Origin of the sequence: Nostoc sp. (genome assembly GCF_036917615.1) — a bacterium.
GTDB lineage: Bacteria > Cyanobacteriota > Cyanobacteriia > Cyanobacteriales > Nostocaceae > Nostoc.
In genome coordinates this window covers 118,164-134,166 of the sequence record NZ_JBALCZ010000026.1, presented here as the reverse complement: position 1 = coordinate 134,166, position 16,003 = coordinate 118,164, and the positions used below count along the sequence as shown (strand labels likewise).

Sequence of the window (16,003 nt, the reverse complement as noted above, 5' to 3'; positions counted from 1 at the left end):
TAGTGACATACATCTTACTGAAGTAAGGTAATTGGGGATTACAGTGATAGTAGTAAATAATAACCGTACATCAATCTTTGTTAACAGAGTTTGCTGGCAATAAAACGAATTAATATGCCAAAATATATCAAATAATTTCTGAAAATACACCTAGTACTACTAACTTCTAAAAAGCCGCTTTTTTAGTTTGTTCTGAAGATTCCACTAGACATTGCAGATTCTCCTATAGGCGTTCCTGTTTGACATAGTTATTCTCACAGCATTGGCTGAACATACAAGCGTCTATACGTAAGTCACAAAACCTTTTTATCTGTAGTTTTTAACTTATTGTTATTCTTCAGGTACTTATGCCCAACTTATATAGCATATAGACATCCAAAAAGCAGCTATCTTGTGGCATAGATATGCTTTGGGCTTCGCAGCAAAAACATATATTGGCAGATTTGGTGTGATTGTAAAACTTGGACTTTTCGATGTTAAGTCCATACTCCATCTCATTGGAGCCAATTCATTCCCGCGATAATTTGCTATATTTCATCAGAGAGCGTAATCTTGCTTAATATATAGATATTGATAGATATAACCAAGAGACTCAATACGTTCGGTGTGCAATGGAATTATTAAATTGTGCCTTACCGATAATCGCTTGTAAATGACTTCTAAAATGTAAACTGCAAGAAAATCCTCCATTATTATGACTGTAAAACTCCATACTGAAAAAGACTTTCTTACGGCAAGCACTAGTATAAAGATAGATAAAGAAACAGAAAACGAAAAAGTTCTATGTTCTCATTGTCAGCGCACCGTTACCAATGGTATTAAATGTAAAGGGATTTGTGTGGCTGACAATGACTATTAAGGTATGAATTTTATCAAACATTTATGGTAGCGGCAGTATTAACACCTCTATGGTGGCAAGTTCCTTGAGTTCAAGAATTAACTCGTCTTTTAGCACCAGAAGATTTGTTATGGTGTCGTGTTACTAAAATTGCTCAACAATCACTCGCAGAAAGATTTTTAGTATTTCCTGCCGAATTATTTGAAATCTTGGTGATGCACTTGGTGATGCAGTTGCAGCAGAGGTGGGCGGTTTCGTTCTTGGAGCAGTGACGATGCTACTATTACGTCGCAGGACTAAGCAAGGAACCCAAAGGATATAGCAAATCAAGTGGTAAAAAGTACTTGCCATAAAAGTAAAAATACTGACTTTAATCGCCGTCTCAAAGCAACCATAGTAGTTTTATTGGTCTGGGGTGGTGTGAGTTTGCTGCACTGGCTACCAGAAACACAATGGTTGATGCTGGGATTAACGGCAATCCTGAGTGTTCAAACGTTACGGATGCTGGTAGCAAAACCAGCAGCGGCGGTGATGGAGAGTGAGATTTATTTACCGTCAGTCTCGATTTTAGTTCCGGCTAAAAATGAAAGTCCAGTCTTGGCTGATCTAGTTTACAGCTTATGCCAATTGAATTATCCAAGCGATCGCCTAGATATCTGGGTCGTTGATGACGGTAGTACCGATGAAACCCCGCAGATTTTGAGGGAATTACAAACTCAATTTCCATCTTTACAAGTTCATCGACGGGAATCAAAAGGTGGTAAATCAGGGGCCTTGAATGCGGTGTTTCCCTTTACCCAAGGGGAGATTATCCTAGTCTGTGATGCGGATGCTCAGTTAAGAGCTAATTTTCTCCGGCAAACAGTACCTCTGTTTCAGAAGCAAGCTATCGGTGCAGTGCAAGTGCGAAAAGCGATTTCTAATGCTAATACCAATTTCTTAACCCGTTGCCAGCAGATGGAAATGAACTGTGATAGCTTTCTGCAAACGCATCGCATTGCTATTGGTGGAATGTCTGAACTGCGGGGTAATGGGATGTTAGTTAGTCGGGAATTGTTAGAAAAGTGTCAAGGTTGGAATGAGAACACTGTCACCGATGACTTGGATCTTTGCTTCAAACTCTATTTAGCAGGTGCGGAAATTGAGTTTGTTACAGTTCCATCAATTCAAGAAGAAGGTGTAACTACTTGGGAAAAACTTTGGTATCAACGCTGTCGTTGGGCTGAAGGTGGCTATCAGCGCTACCTCGATTATTTTCCGGAAATTTTTACTTTAGGTTGGGCGAAAGAAATTGATTTACTATTGTTTTTTATATTGCAATTTCTTCTGCCAATTGGACTAATACCCGACTTACTTTGGACTATATTTTATAGCCATCATCTCGTTCTGTTTCCACTCCAGACACTACTCAGCATCATTCTGACAATTGCTTTTATTGTTGGACTTTACCTATTTCAAAATTTACGAGGATGGTCTTTGCTTTGGGCAACAATTCAAGGGTCATTATATATGGTGCATTGGATTCCTGTGATGATTGTAACAACTTTAAAGATGTGTGTGCAGGAGCGATCGCGCTGGGTGAAAACTGAACATCGTGGTCAAAATCCTGACAGTGATTCTGGCAACAAATAAAATAAAATCTAATATGCCTGCAAAAGATATTTATCACGATGCTGTTAAAAATTCTTTAATTAAAGAAGGTTGGATAATTACAGATGACCCCCTACATTTAAAATGGGGTCAAAAAGATATGTAGATTTAGGAGCAAAACAACTTTTAGCCGCAGAACAAGGAACTAAAAAAATAGCCGTAGAAATTAAAAGTTTTGTCAGTCCTTCAGAAATGGCAGATCTCAAAGATGCCATCGGCGGATTTATTATGTATCGTGCTGTTATCAGTCGCCTATAACCTGATAGAATATTATACCTAGCAGTGCGTGACAGCGTATTCACAGCTTTATTCGAGGAACCAATTGGTACACTTTTAAGAGAAAGTGAAAATCTAAATTTACTTGCTTTCAATCCTGAAACTGAGAGGATTATCCAATGGATACCTTAGATAACTATCGACGCATAATCAAAGAGGTGTTAATACCTTATACACAAATTCCCTATTCTTATGCAGAAATTGAGTGTAGAACAGTCTTTGATAGCGAAAATGACAGCTATTTGCTGATAACTTTTGGTTGGGATGGTGCTAAAAGAATTCACGGTTGTTTAGTTCATATTGACATTATCGATGGCAAAATCTGAGTACAACGTGATAATACAGAAGATGGTGTTACCTACGAATTAGAAGCTGCTGGAATTCCTAAAGATAAAATTGTCTTAGGATTTCACCCGCAAAATGTCAGGCAATATACAGGATATGGTATTGCATAAATTTAACTGAGAAAATCGGAAAAATGAGCGATGCCTACGGCGGTAAACTACGCGCTGGCTGAAAACTGAGCATAGTGATATAACGGCATAAGGTTTATCCCACAATTACCGGATAATAGTTAAGTTGCTTGAATTTGAGGTTACTTATGAAGCCACTACATTATTTAATATTCCATCCTGACGAACAAAGGACAAAAACTGAAGTCAAAGGTGAAGCTTTGATTGAGAGCCAAGTCACAGATTGGCAAGGTTATGTTTGGGTGGATAAACCGGATGGGTCAAATGAAGACCCATTTGTATTTTCAGAAACGTGGCTCTATTCATACTGTCATGCCGCGCAATTACGAAGAAAAGAATCGTTAAAACATGCCTATGTCAGAGCAGGATCATATCTGTTTTTCTGTAGTGGAGATGCTGCCCAGAAAGGAACTATTCAGTTAGACACAGTTTTTATTGTAGATCACGTAGCCAAGTGGATGGATAACCCACAAAGGCTACCTGAAGAGTTTCAACAGCACTACCAAAACAAGAACTCTGACCTATGGCTAAGACATTTCATGCATCCTTTTCATTGCTGTCATAAGGGAAAATACACCTATGTGAGTAGGCAACAGTTTCATAAAAAAGATGACTATTCTTTTTTGCCAATTTCTCAGAACGGCGATAGAGTAGAGTTTAATTTAAAGTTACTTACACCCGATCTTAAATCGAAAATAGAACACAAGACAAGTGGAAGATATCCAGTAATATTAAGCGAAGAAGAAAAAACATAATTACTGAGAATAATATTATCTCTAACGAGTATTCAAGTAATTCAAAATCTGACTCGATTGCACAACGATATCAAGATAATAGATTCTTACAGCACACGCTGTGGAGCAAAGCCGGTAAGCAGAGGAAAGTATTAGGTGTAGCCTTGCTAAACTCAATCGTGATTTATGAGTAGCAGTTAAATTGTGCAACCATAAGTGATGTCTACGACGGGCTGCGCCTACGCTATTTCAAAACAACTTCAGGCAATCTTTTTCCACTCAAGCTACCATCAATATTAAGATAAAAACTAAAAACTAGAGCCAGATGAGTCTTAACCTTAACCTGCCAGCAGAACTAGAAAACGAACTTTACACTGAAGCCTTTCAACTCAATTTACCCTTATCAGAATATATTTTACGTATTTTATATACAAGAAAATCTGTAGATAATTTACCCAAAACTGGAGCAGAACTTGTTACATACTGGCAAAATGAAGGTGTAATCAATTCACGCCCCGATATTACTGATAGTCAAGCCTATGCTCGTCAGTTGCGCCATCAGGCTGAAACACGGGAGCAATCATAGGTAAATTTAATGTACTTATTGGATACAGACATTTTGATTGACATTCAGCGCGGTCACACTCCTGCAATTGCTTGATTTGCCAGCCTTCCAGAAGTACCGAGTATTCCTGGCTTTGTTGTTATGGAACTCATCCAAAATGCTCAAAATACCCAACGAGTCCGCAATACTCTCAAGCTCGTTGCTCCCCTACCTGTAATTTGGCCTAGTGAAACTGACTGTGCATTTGCTCTATCAAATTTCACCAGCTATCACCTATCAGATAATTTAGGCTTACTTGATGCTTTGATTGCCGCTTGCGCTGTTGGCAGAGGAGCTACACTATGTACTTTCAACATCAAGCATTACAGGATTATAACTGACCTTACTACAGCACAACCTTATACACGCTGAAGTTGGAATTGAAGATATGAGGCTAACATAAATAAACTTTTTATTGATAAAGTGCTAGAAAATCTCAAAGCCATGCCCTAAAACTTGCAAGGAAGGCAAGGGAAAAAATCATGTTGGATTTACTGATTCAAAACGGGTTAGTTTTCGATGGCTTAGGCTCTCCACCTGTGCGTAGAGATATCGGCATTCAAAATGGCCGCATTGTCACCCTTGCACCCTCCTTAACTACCCCAGCGCGTGAAGTGGTTGATGCTTCTGGATTATGGGTGACACCTGGATTTATAGATATTCATACTCATTACGATTTAGAGTTAGAAATTGCACCAGGATTGAGTGAATCAGTGCGTCATGGTGTTACCAGCGTTGTCATTGGTAACTGTAGCTTGTCTGTTGCGATCGGTGAACCCCAAATCCTGGCTGATATTTTTCAGAGGGTAGAGACACTTTCCCATCGGCTGATTGCAAAATGGTTGAAAAAGTCGGTTTCCTGGCAGACACCAGCAGAATATTTACAGCATTTGCAACAATTACCCCTTGGCCCCAATGTTGCCCCAATGTTTGGACACAGTGCCTTACGCGCTCATGTGATGGGATTAGAACGCAGCTTAACCGTTCAGCCGACAAAATTTGAACTAAAAGTTATGCAGCGCATAGCCACAGATGCTTTAGAGGCTGGCTTTATTGGCATTTCTATTGATATGTTTCCCTGGCATCGGATGAGTGGAGAATGGCAAGGCTGCACAATTCCCTCTCAACACGCCAAATTTAAAGAATATGCAATGTTGGCGGATTTGTGTCGGCGGGGCCAACGCGTTTTTCAAGTCACACCCAATTTACAACGACTTGCATCCTTTATGGAGATTCTGCGTATAGGTTCAGGGATTGGACAAAAACCACTGCGGCTAACTGTCCTCTCAGCCTTGGATGCCGTACACGATCGCAAACTATGGCGAATTTTTTCCCCCCTACTTTTTATTTGGAATCGGCTTCTAAATGGTAATGTGCGCTTTCAAACCCTAACCGAACCCTTCACCATTTACTCTGATGGATCTGTGACTCCCTTATTTGAAGAATTCTCCACAGGGGCACAACTCAATGGCTGTCAGTCACCAGAGGAAAGGCAACAACTATGGGCATCGGAAATTTTTCGTCGTCAGTTTCGCAAAGAATGGCTGAGTAAATGGCGTAAATCATTCCATCGTCAGTTAGATTTGATGGAAGTTATTCACTGTCCCGAAGCAAGTTGGCAAGGGTTAAGTTTTGCCCAAATCGCTTGTCAAAAGCAACAAGAACCAGTAGATTTATTCATCCACGCACTACAAAAATACGATACAGATTTACGCTGGGTGGCAACAGGAGCAAACGATCGCCTAAAACCCCGTTTAGCGATGATGCAGCATCCCTATATTTTGCCTGGTTTTACCGATGCAGGCGCTCACGTCCGTAACCTGGGGTACTATGATGGAGCTTTGTCTTTGCTCAAACAAGCAGTTGCAACGAAGTTCCTTTCACCGGAAGCTGCGATTTGCCGCGTTACCGGAGAACCTGCTGGTTGGTTTGGTCTTGATACGGGAGTTCTCAAAGTTGGTGCGAAAGCGGATATAGTTTTACTCAATCCTAATGCTTTAAATCAGCCAATTAGCCCCCAGGTGCAGATATCAGATCCAGTTTTAGATGGTGAACCTCGGATGGTTAAGCGTGGTTCGGATGAGATTGTGCAAGGGGTTTATATTAATGGAGTTCGGGTTGTTTGTGGGGGTAAGGTGAGCGATCGCTTGGGACGGGAAAAATTGGGAACTGTTTTGTTTCCTTGTTGAAGTATATCACGCACAGACGCAGAGAAAAGTTTGAGATTTTAGCATTGAATTAATTTTATTTCACATCAGCAATGACTTGGCCAATATCTTGAGGAGTTGCACCTGTTGCTAACATTGCCCGAATCAACAATTCAATTGATACTGAAGCATCACCATTTTCAGCTTTAGCAATCCGAGGTTGGCTAGAACTAATCCTAGCAGCGAGTTCACTTTGAGTCATCAGTTTTTGCCGACGCTCCTTCAAGTTTTGGCTGAGAGCTAGCTTAATTTCAACAAAGATAGTTTCTTCAGGTGTTAGCTCCAAAAAATCTGAAACTGTGCCAATTTTCCAGCCTTTAGATTCCAAACGTTCTTTCTTCGCTTGATCCATCACATTACTCCTGTTGATCGGTATCGTATTTGCTCAGGCGCTTTTTGCAAACTTCAATTATCTTCTTGGATATTGTTCTCGTTGTTTTATTAAAGACTTCAACAATCAAAATTGCATCGTCATCAATTCGATAAATGATTCTCCAGTTTTTATCTGCATCTCGAATACGTAATTCATCACAGTGAATTCCTATACTTGGCATAGGGCGTGAATGTGGCAACCCAAGGGATTCACCTTCCTGTAATTGTCTGAGCACAACACCTGCTTCCATGCGTGCTTCTTGAGTGAAAGGTGGGGTTTTAACTTCACCATGTAACCAAACTAAAAGTTTACTTTGATCTCCCATGCTGTATTTATATCATATCTGATATACCGATATAATATACCTATGAAAGGGAACTTTATTTGTAGAGCGATGCCTACAGCGATCGCACTCTTCGCACTAAATGGGTATAGCTTTACTTGATCCCAATATTTGAGATAAGGTGAAATACTTGTGAATTCAATAGTCCTAGAACTACGAAGAGATGCCCTCAACCCTTCTATTTCTGTCCTAATTCTTCTCCGTAAGGCTTATGTAGTTGCTAGGAAGCTAAACATCAGGCAATTTCAAGAATGGATCGAGTTGGAACTCAATGGGTATAAAGGGCATCCAATACCTGAATATCGAACTGTGAGAGGTCAACTAAGAGCATGGAATCCCTATCATAGGTGGCATCAAATAGTCACGGATGACCAGAATATTTTAAATTTTTTTGAAACCGTTTGCAAGTGCTCTATTAGGCAATCAATTAGTGAACTATCTGCTTTGACTAATGATGCAGATAATGAATTAAATTTCCAACTGCCGCCCACAGTAAAATCATTTTTGGCTTCTCTTGTGGATACTTCGGTAAAAATTAGCATCAGCAAGGCAAGTTTAAAAAGGATTGTGGAGTCTGTTAGAGATGTGATTATTGAATGGGCTTTAAAGCTAGAAGAAGATGGAATCACATGCGAAGGAATGGTTTTCTCTCAAGAAGAGAAACAGACTGCTGCTAAACAAGATTATAGTGGTTTCATTCAGATTATTAATAATATAGAGCAGTCACAAATGCAAAATTCTTCATCCGAAAGTCAATCAAGCTCAGAATCCTTCAAAAATGACCTTCGTGGAGCAAACGTGGGCAATTTTGCAAACCAAGTTTCCGGTAACGCACGACAGCAAGCAAATCAGCATATCCATTTATCCGAATCGAAGAAGACTCTTGCAGAAGCAGCCGAGGAGATTCAGCAACTCTTGAAGCAGTTAGAGCAAACGAATCCGACTGCAACTGATCTACAAAAGGTGGCTTATGTTAACGATGAAACTACTCCAAGTTTCAAGCGTCGTGTCACTGGTGCGCTCCAAGCAAGCGGTGAAACAGCAATTGACGAGTTTATCTTAGAGAATAAGTATCTTAAAGTTATCAAAGCGGCTATCAAGGGTTGGTTGCAGCCAGGTAGTTGAGTGCGATCGCTGTTCTTGTCAGCTACGTTAACGAAATATAACGCGCTATTTTCATGAGAGTGATACCTACGACGGGTGGAGCGATCGCTTTATTCAGCAATTGTACCTCACCGATAATCACTCCTCAATGGCTTGTAAAATTTAAACAGCAAAAAATTCTTCCATGCTTATTCTTATGAATGTAAAACTTCAGACCGACGAAGACAAGCTACAGGCAAGCACTAGTATAAAAATAAATGAAGAAACAGAAAACGAAAAAGTTCTATGTTCTCATTGTCAGCGCACTGCTACGAATGGTATTAAATGTAAAGGTATTTGTGTGGCTGATAATGAGTATTAAGGTATAAATTATATCGCTCTTTATTTTTGTCGGCTATGTTAACGAAATATAAAGCACTATTTTTATGAAAGCGATGCCTATAGTGGATAAAGTGCGATCGCTAAGTTTCAAGGAGAGCATAGCCACGAAATCTGATGCACTACATAACCCGACATTTTGGCAATGCTATGATGCTGTTAACCTGAAGTCAGTAAATAAACAAATCTAGTTATGCTCTACAAAATTCCACTACTACTTACACCTCAGCCAGAGGGTGGGTTTACGGTAACTTCTCCACTTTTGCCAGAACTGATAACCGAGGGGAACTCTGTGGATGAAGTTTTAGTGAATGCTAGAGATGCATTTGAAGCGGTTCTTGAAGTATATGAAGATTTAGGTAAAGAGCTTCCTCACAACCTACAATCTGTAGACCAAAACTCACCAGCCTTGATAGAAACAATTATCTCTACCAGATGAACTATAGAGAAGTTGCTAAGAAATTATCTAGGCTTGGATGTGAAGAAATCCCTAGACGTGGTGGAGGCTCACACAGGAAGTGGTTTAATCCAATTACGCAGAAAGCAACTGTACTTCCTGACTGGAGTGGCCGCGATCTAAAACTAGGAACATTACGAGGAGCCATAAAACAACTAGGAATTGAGTGGTCTGACTTTGAAGAGACATAACAAGTCATTGTACTTACTGTAAGTAGGGGATTGTATAATTGCCCTCATTACAAAAAATCGATAGCATGAGGGTATAACTCAAGTTATACCAATCTATGAAAACAGCGATTTCCATCCCCGATCCTCTCTTTGAAACTGCTGAATAATTTACAAAACGCATGGAATTATCCCGTAGTCAGCTTTATGCTGTGGCACTTCAAGCATACTTGCGATCGCATAAACAGGATCAAAAAATCTTTTGTGATTATAGAAGGTTCGCATTTTCAGCAAGATTCAGCGAGGTTATAATTTGGTTTATTTTTCTTGTCATGCTCTGCATTATTGTTAGAATATTGGCATAAAATTTAACCAAATCACCTCTTTTAACACATCCTTTTATGACGGACATCAATTTTAATTCTAAACAAAAAGTAAGAAATCGAATGAATAATCAAACTCTGGATCATCCTTTTACTGATTATTGGGATATTTTTCTTCTTAAACATCAGCATCCAATTAATATTACTCTACACATTCTGGGGATATTCTTTTTTTACAGTTTACTCTTTTATACTTGGAAGTTACAAAACTTCTGGTTACTCTTGGGCTTACCGTTAACTCAATTATTGGGATTAACCGGACATTTCTTATTTGAGCGTAGCCATATCGATTTACAAGATGCTGTTTTTTCTTGGCGGGCTTCTTACTGTTTAGGTAGAATGTTAATCAGGATTTTTATGGGCAAATATCGAGATGATATTCGCCAACGACAAGAAAGATTAAATAATTAGCTATCAAACAATTATGCACATATTCAATAATTGGAATGTAATTGCTAAGGGTTGGTATATTGCCTGTCCTAGTCATGAGATACCTAAAAAAACAGCAAAATCTGTAGAAGTGTGCGGTCAGAAAATTGCCATTTTTAAAGGTGAAGATGGGCAAGTACGGGCTTTGGAGGCTTACTGTCCTCATTTGGGGACAGATTTAGGAATTGGGAAGGTTGATGGTAATTGGATTCGTTGTACATTTCATCATTGGGCATTTGATGAAACAGGGCTTTGTAAAAATATTCCCTGTCAATCAGAAATTCCTACTCAAGCTAAATTACAAGTTTATGCAACAGAGGAAAAGTATGGATTTATTTGGATTTATCCAGATGCTGAAGCACCAGAGGGAGTGGTTGATTTTGATGAATTAAAGGGTAAAGAAATTGTTACAAAAACTGATATTACATTTGAAAGAAATTGCCATAATCATATTTGTATGATGAATGGGATTGATGCTCAACATTTAAAAACAATTCATCATTTAGACATCAAAATGGATCTGTTGCTACATCGCAGCGAATTAGGCACGCAAATAGACTTTACAATGCGGGGACAATTTCCTCAAACTACTTGGAGAGAAAGGTTAGGTCAAAGATTTCTTGGTTCTACATATCAGTATTCAATGCGTTATGCTCATGGTTGCATTGGTTTGTTAACAATGATGAAAGAGGTCCGGTTTTTTCCCCCACTGTATATGATATATGCTTATACTCCAATTGCACCTGGAAGAACGATAATTCAACTGATTTATGTAACTGAAAAACGTAAAGGTATTGTGGGATATCTGCTAAGTCAGTTTTTGCTATTCTGTACGCGTTTGGCTTACTATATGCTCAGAGATGAAGATGGCAAGATTTACGATAATATTCGCTTTAATCCGAAGTTGCTCCTTAATATTGATCAGCCATTAGCTCAATATATGGAGTATGTAAACCAGCTAAAACCGTCTCGATGGTCAAAAATAGGGATGTAGAATAGTAGATTGGGTTAGCGACAGCGTAACCCAACAAAAGCTTTGGTAATGTTTCGTTTCTCAACCTAACCTATATCTGAATTCTTTTGTAGAGTGGACAATGCCTATCAACCCTTATTGAGAAGGTGCAAGATGTGAATACAGAATTGTAGTGTAAATAACCATTTTGGAATCTGTCACATTACACCGTAAATTTACCAAATTGGTCGATAAAGTGTTAATTACAAACATATTACAAATCGACTTTAGGTAATTTCCGAATAATGAAGAGTTTGCTGATTCCTGTTAAAAAGTTGCAACCAAGCGATCGCACCGCAATGTATGTGTTGCTGCAAAATCACTTTAAAGGTATAACCTGGGATGGGTTTCAAATTGATCTAGAGCGCAAAAACTGGGTTTTGTTGTTAAGAGATGAAACATCTAATGTACTCAAAGGATTTTCAACTCTGATGTTATGCCAAAAAACTTTTTTGGGAGAACAAATTAGTGTGGTATATTCCGGCGACACTATAGTTGATCCTAGTGCTTGGTCGAGTACAACACTACCACGTAGTTGGATTGCCGCCATCAATTTTCTGCATCAACACTATTCAGAAAATAAACTTTACTGGTTGCTAATTTGCTCTGGTTTTCGCACTTATCGTTTTCTCCCTACCTTTTGGCAAGATTTCTACCCCCGTTATGATGTCACAACACCTGCCGATGTTAACAATCTAATGGTGAATTTTGCACAGGAATACTATGGTAGCTTATATCAAGAAGCAACTGGTATTGTCCGGTTCCCGCATCCCCAAATTTTACGGGAAGGGTTGATTGAAATTCCATCAGGACGACAGACTAATCCCCACATTCAGTTTTTCGAGGAAAATAACCCCGGCTATCGGTTAGGGGATGAATTGGTTTGTTTAACTGAAATTAACTATGACAATCTCACCCGTGCTGGACAACGGATGTGGCGGTCAAATTCATTATTAGAATCTGTGCAAGATTATGTTCTTATTTAATTTTTACTCATACAAATTAAAAAAAAATGCGACAGTTCAGGTATTGAATCAAAGCTGCTAATCACCGAATTTTCGATGTTAAATTTTGGATAATGGAATTGTTGGCAAAGCCTCTCGTAGAGAAGATTCAAAATTCAAAATGGTTTGAACCCCCCGAATTTATACTTGCTCTGCGAGAAGCAAGCTAGATGGAATAAATTTAAAATCCAAAATATAAAATTAATTGACAAGCTCACTTCGGCTACGCTCAGTGCATCGCCTGATTTTATTGCTGGGGTCAATCTAAAATCTAAAATCTAAAATTCTTTGACTTTCCCTGCCTACCTCTATATATCAATGTTTAGCGAGCATAGGTGATATTTTATGCATTCTACCAGCCCACACTCAAACTTTAACAATCCAACACAATTTGTGGAGGGATGGTACTGGGCATTACCATCGAGAAAATTAAAAATTAGCAAGGTAAAAGCTATAAAACTGCTAGGTAGAAATCTGGCAATTTATCGGGGAGTCAGTGGTCAGGTGGTGGTGGTGGATGCTTATTGTCCACACATGGGCGCTCATTTAGCAGAAGGTAAGGTAGAAGGTGATGGAATTCGCTGCTTTTTTCATAATTGGAAGTATGACAGTCGCGGAATTTGTGTAGATGTTCCTTCTCTTGGAAAACCGCTACCTGTGTGTATTAAAACTTGGGACACGGCGGAAAAGTACGGCATGATTTGGGTTTGGGTGGGAGAAGAAAAGCCAAGTTCGCTGCCCTTCGTACCAGAACTAGAACAGGCAGATTGTGATTATATATTGGGGACTCGGTTTGTCAAAAACTGCCATCCCAATGTCTTACTAATTAATGCAATTGATGCTCACCACTTCAATACAGTACACAATCTGCCCTTAGAGATTGTATTTGATTCCCAAGATATCAATCCCAATGCTATTACCTTCACCAACACTACACGGGGAGGGGATGATTCCTGGTTAATTCGCCTGATTCGCCCTTTATACCGCAACGAAGTTACTTATAGTATGTGTTACTGGTATGGCAGCACTGGCACTGTGACGCTAGGCCCAGATTTCCTACATTTCTACATTATATTTACACTGCGAATGATAGAAGGTGGTAAAACTGAAGGGCAAACAATTCTTGTGACTCCCAAGCGTTCAGGATTTTGGGGATGGGTTTTAAATCGTGGTTTGTTATGGTTAACCCAGCAGGTTGGTAATTACTTTGCAAAAGGGGATACACAGGTATTTCAGACAATTCAGTTTGATTTGAAGACTCCCACTAAAGCAGATCAGTCTATTCTGCAATTTATTCAGCACGTTAATCACCAGAAAGCCTTAACCTGGGTAACTTGGGACACTGTTAATTATCCAAATATTCAAACCCGATCAACACCTAACCCGGAATTCACATTAATTGAACAGGAAAAAAATGGATTTCAAATATAACATTGTCGGTTTTGACTTACCGCACACAGATTCTCATGACCGTTTGCGACGGATATTAACAGCAGCATTACCAAATCAAAATAATTATGCTCCTTCCCTGCAATTAAATTATTGGGATGCTGAATTTTTCAACTTACATCAAGTCAAAATTTTTCAACAATCTAATATTAATGAACAATTTGCTATTCTGGAACTTGCCAACCGCAGTCTGTTAGAAGAATCATATTTCATTGAAAAAGCAGGTGTTAGCTACATGGCAAAAATGGTACTGTTAGCAGAAACAGTTGAAGAACGAATGCTTTATGGATTGTTTACGGCTGATGAATCTACCCACCTTCACCAAATTAGCCATTTTTTACCAGAAATAGAAGTAACTAGCACGGATGATCCGTTTTTGCGCTTATTATCAGAAGTGGTTGAAAGTGCAGATAAAACAGTTTTGTTGTTTGTGCTGCAAGTTGTTTTAGAAGGATGGGGTTTAAGCCATTATCGGCGTTTAGGGAAGGAATGCCGCTATCCAGTTTTAGCAGAACTTTTTTCCAGTTTTTTACAATCTGAATCCCGTCATCACGGCACGGGAACTATCTTGTTTAATCAAATTCCAGTTTCAACATTCAGTCAAACAACAATTATCGATGTATTGGCACAGTTTTTGTTTATGGTACAGGTGGGACCACAAAGCTTACTAGCAGCAGTCGAACAAGTAAAAGGACATCTGACGCGATCGCAAAAAATCCAAGTTCTAGAAGAACTGAATACCGAAACCCACAGTGGAACGCGATTACAAATATTGCGATCGCTCATGGGGGGAAAATCAGCCCAGTCTATCCTGCAAAGCTTAGAAGAACGCGGAGCCTTTCAACCACTCCCCGCCCATCAATGTGTGTAATAAATATCAATCTTATCTCTGCGTAAAATAAAAACGAATATGGAAAAAACTATTCATCGCAAATTACAAATTAACCACACCCGTAACAAACAGCAAGACCATACTGCTTTAATGGATGAAGCAGTTAGCAATTTTCGCTATGAAGATTGTCAAAACGAGTATTGGAACCCAGAGGAATTTTCCCTACTATATGGTACACCTTTATGGGAACAGTCCAGCCAACATCAGCGTGTAATTTTGAACCAACTTTACTGGGTAGCTTACTACTCACAAATTGTTTCTGCTGAAATTGCAACTATTTTTTTCAATCAAACCAGTGCAGCCGGACTTTACGCTCAAGAAGATTTTCGCTTAATCTGCGATACATTAGATTTGGAATCCTCCCAAGAGCGATCGCACATTAACGCCTTCCGCACAATTGCCAAACAGGTTGAACAAGCGTTGTTTGGGGAACTTATTTTTACCTACCCCATGCGCGGTCCGTTTACGGAAACGATGGTTTATGCTGACACCAATGCCCTAAAAAATTGGTGGAAAAAAATTCAACTTCAATACTTTGGGCTGATTTCTGCAAATAATACTTTTTTGGCTTGTCAGTATTTCACGGTACGGGGAGTGCGGACATTAAACGGCAAGTTAGTACAGCACAAACTCAGCAATTATTATCATAAACATCCCCATCCTGAAGCTGCTCCAATTCCTGCTAAAGTCTCCTATTACCACTTTATGGATGAAAGTTTTCACTTCAATAGTTCGACAATTATATCTCACGATGTTGTTACTTGCCTTAAGCCACCGACAGCTTTTGAGCGACTGGTAGCTAATTTAGGATTGTGGGGATGTCAGCGCGATCACTTTCATTTTTCAGCTGCGATTAACGGCATTTTTTGGTATGATCCGGCGCTGTATAGCAATATTTATCAAGTGTTGCGATCGCCTATTTTTGAGATGAGTGACAAAGATGCTAAAGAAATGATGCGGCGTTGTTTTACAGAGGATTCGGAAGGATTACAGCGCAGTTTTTCAACTCATCAGGAGGCGATGAAATCTTATCAAGTGTATGTTGAAAAACTCGATTATCTTTGGCAACGTAATCAGGATATGTCGTTGATGGCTACTAATTCAATTTCTCGATATTTGGCAACTCAAAAAAGAGCTTTTCAAGGTTTTGAACATAAAGAGGATTTGTTTTTATCTCACGCAGAGACGTAGAGGCACAGAGAGGAATGGAATAGTGTTGTTTAGGTAAAA

At 39.2% G+C, this 16,003-nt stretch carries 17 protein-coding genes and 2 pseudogenes; 17 read left to right on the top strand and 2 right to left on the bottom strand.

Features of this window, described 5'->3' with window-relative positions; genetic code table 11:
• The first annotated feature begins 1,168 nt into the window (after nucleotides 1-1,168).
• The 7 genes and pseudogenes from V7K85_RS09040 to V7K85_RS09005 all read left to right on the top strand — a co-directional run bounded on the left by V7K85_RS09040 (nucleotide 1,169) and on the right by V7K85_RS09005 (nucleotide 6,764).
• Entirely contained in the window at nucleotides 1,169-2,470 is a 1,302-nt protein-coding gene (locus V7K85_RS09040; RefSeq protein ID WP_334812848.1) for a glycosyltransferase, read from the top strand.
• 13 nt (nucleotides 2,471-2,483) lie between these two features.
• Nucleotides 2,484-2,896 (top strand): annotated as a pseudogene (locus V7K85_RS09030) (XisH family protein).
• Nucleotides 2,884-3,219 (top strand): annotated as a pseudogene (locus V7K85_RS09025) (XisI protein). The pseudogenes V7K85_RS09030 and V7K85_RS09025 overlap by 13 nt, the downstream one beginning before the upstream one ends.
• Nucleotides 3,220-3,365: 146 nt before the next feature.
• Nucleotides 3,366-3,992 (top strand): hypothetical protein, encoded by a 627-nt coding sequence (locus tag V7K85_RS09020; RefSeq protein WP_334812846.1) that lies wholly within the window; start codon nucleotides 3,366-3,368, stop codon nucleotides 3,990-3,992.
• 304 nt (nucleotides 3,993-4,296) lie between these two features.
• Nucleotides 4,297-4,557, top strand: coding sequence for a hypothetical protein (locus V7K85_RS09015; RefSeq protein WP_334812845.1), 261 nt, complete (start codon nucleotides 4,297-4,299; stop codon nucleotides 4,555-4,557).
• Nucleotides 4,558-4,677: 120 nt separating this feature from the next.
• Nucleotides 4,678-4,947, top strand: a complete 270-nt coding sequence (locus V7K85_RS09010) for a VapC toxin family PIN domain ribonuclease (protein ID WP_334812844.1) — start codon at nucleotides 4,678-4,680, stop codon at nucleotides 4,945-4,947.
• Nucleotides 4,948-5,057: 110 nt separating this feature from the next.
• Nucleotides 5,058-6,764 (top strand): N-acyl-D-amino-acid deacylase family protein, encoded by a 1,707-nt coding sequence (locus V7K85_RS09005; protein ID WP_334812842.1) that lies wholly within the window; start codon nucleotides 5,058-5,060, stop codon nucleotides 6,762-6,764.
• 55 nt (nucleotides 6,765-6,819) lie between these two features.
• On the opposite strand, the gene V7K85_RS09000 is transcribed toward V7K85_RS09005, so the two are convergent.
• The gene (locus V7K85_RS09000) at nucleotides 6,820-7,134 is read right to left on the bottom strand and encodes a helix-turn-helix domain-containing protein (RefSeq protein ID WP_334812840.1); all 315 of its coding nucleotides are present in this window, start codon (nucleotides 7,132-7,134) and stop codon (nucleotides 6,820-6,822) included.
• Nucleotides 7,135-7,138: 4 nt separating this feature from the next.
• Nucleotides 7,139-7,480 carry a type II toxin-antitoxin system RelE/ParE family toxin gene (locus tag V7K85_RS08995; RefSeq protein ID WP_334812838.1) on the bottom strand — a complete coding sequence of 114 codons (342 nt, stop codon included), beginning with the start codon at nucleotides 7,478-7,480 and terminating at the stop codon, nucleotides 7,139-7,141.
• A gap of 150 nt (nucleotides 7,481-7,630) precedes the next feature.
• On the opposite strand from V7K85_RS08995, the gene V7K85_RS08990 reads away from it, so the two are divergent.
• From V7K85_RS08990 to V7K85_RS08945, 10 genes are all read left to right on the top strand, one after another.
• On the top strand, nucleotides 7,631-8,623 hold the full coding sequence (locus V7K85_RS08990; protein WP_334812836.1) for an AbiTii domain-containing protein: 993 nt from the start codon (nucleotides 7,631-7,633) through the stop codon (nucleotides 8,621-8,623).
• Nucleotides 8,624-9,036: 413 nt separating this feature from the next.
• Entirely contained in the window at nucleotides 9,037-9,171 is a 135-nt protein-coding gene (locus V7K85_RS08985) for a hypothetical protein (protein WP_334812835.1), read from the top strand.
• A gap of 2 nt (nucleotides 9,172-9,173) precedes the next feature.
• Complete coding sequence (locus tag V7K85_RS08980) at nucleotides 9,174-9,419, top strand: type II toxin-antitoxin system HicB family antitoxin (protein WP_334812833.1); 246 nt, start codon at nucleotides 9,174-9,176, stop codon at nucleotides 9,417-9,419.
• Nucleotides 9,416-9,628, top strand: a complete 213-nt coding sequence (locus V7K85_RS08975; RefSeq protein WP_334812831.1) for a type II toxin-antitoxin system HicA family toxin — start codon at nucleotides 9,416-9,418, stop codon at nucleotides 9,626-9,628. Before V7K85_RS08980 ends, V7K85_RS08975 begins: the two co-directional genes overlap by 4 nt.
• Nucleotides 9,629-10,050: 422 nt before the next feature.
• Nucleotides 10,051-10,398, top strand: a complete 348-nt coding sequence (locus V7K85_RS08970) for an Mpo1-like protein (RefSeq protein ID WP_334812829.1) — start codon at nucleotides 10,051-10,053, stop codon at nucleotides 10,396-10,398.
• Between the two features lie 13 nt (nucleotides 10,399-10,411).
• Nucleotides 10,412-11,410 (top strand): aromatic ring-hydroxylating dioxygenase subunit alpha, encoded by a 999-nt coding sequence (locus V7K85_RS08965; protein ID WP_334812828.1) that lies wholly within the window; start codon nucleotides 10,412-10,414, stop codon nucleotides 11,408-11,410.
• A gap of 263 nt (nucleotides 11,411-11,673) precedes the next feature.
• Nucleotides 11,674-12,414 carry a hypothetical protein gene (locus V7K85_RS08960; protein ID WP_334812826.1) on the top strand — a complete coding sequence of 247 codons (741 nt, stop codon included), beginning with the start codon at nucleotides 11,674-11,676 and terminating at the stop codon, nucleotides 12,412-12,414.
• Nucleotides 12,415-12,777: 363 nt separating this feature from the next.
• Nucleotides 12,778-13,863 carry an aromatic ring-hydroxylating dioxygenase subunit alpha gene (locus tag V7K85_RS08955; protein WP_334812824.1) on the top strand — a complete coding sequence of 362 codons (1,086 nt, stop codon included), beginning with the start codon at nucleotides 12,778-12,780 and terminating at the stop codon, nucleotides 13,861-13,863.
• Nucleotides 13,847-14,752, top strand: coding sequence for a ferritin-like domain-containing protein (locus V7K85_RS08950; RefSeq protein WP_334812822.1), 906 nt, complete (start codon nucleotides 13,847-13,849; stop codon nucleotides 14,750-14,752). The genes V7K85_RS08955 and V7K85_RS08950 overlap by 17 nt, the downstream gene beginning before the upstream one ends.
• A gap of 39 nt (nucleotides 14,753-14,791) precedes the next feature.
• A complete protein-coding gene (locus tag V7K85_RS08945) occupies nucleotides 14,792-15,964 on the top strand; it encodes a P-aminobenzoate N-oxygenase AurF (RefSeq protein ID WP_334812820.1) in 1,173 nt (390 codons plus the stop codon).
• The last annotated feature ends 39 nt before the right edge of the window (nucleotides 15,965-16,003 follow it).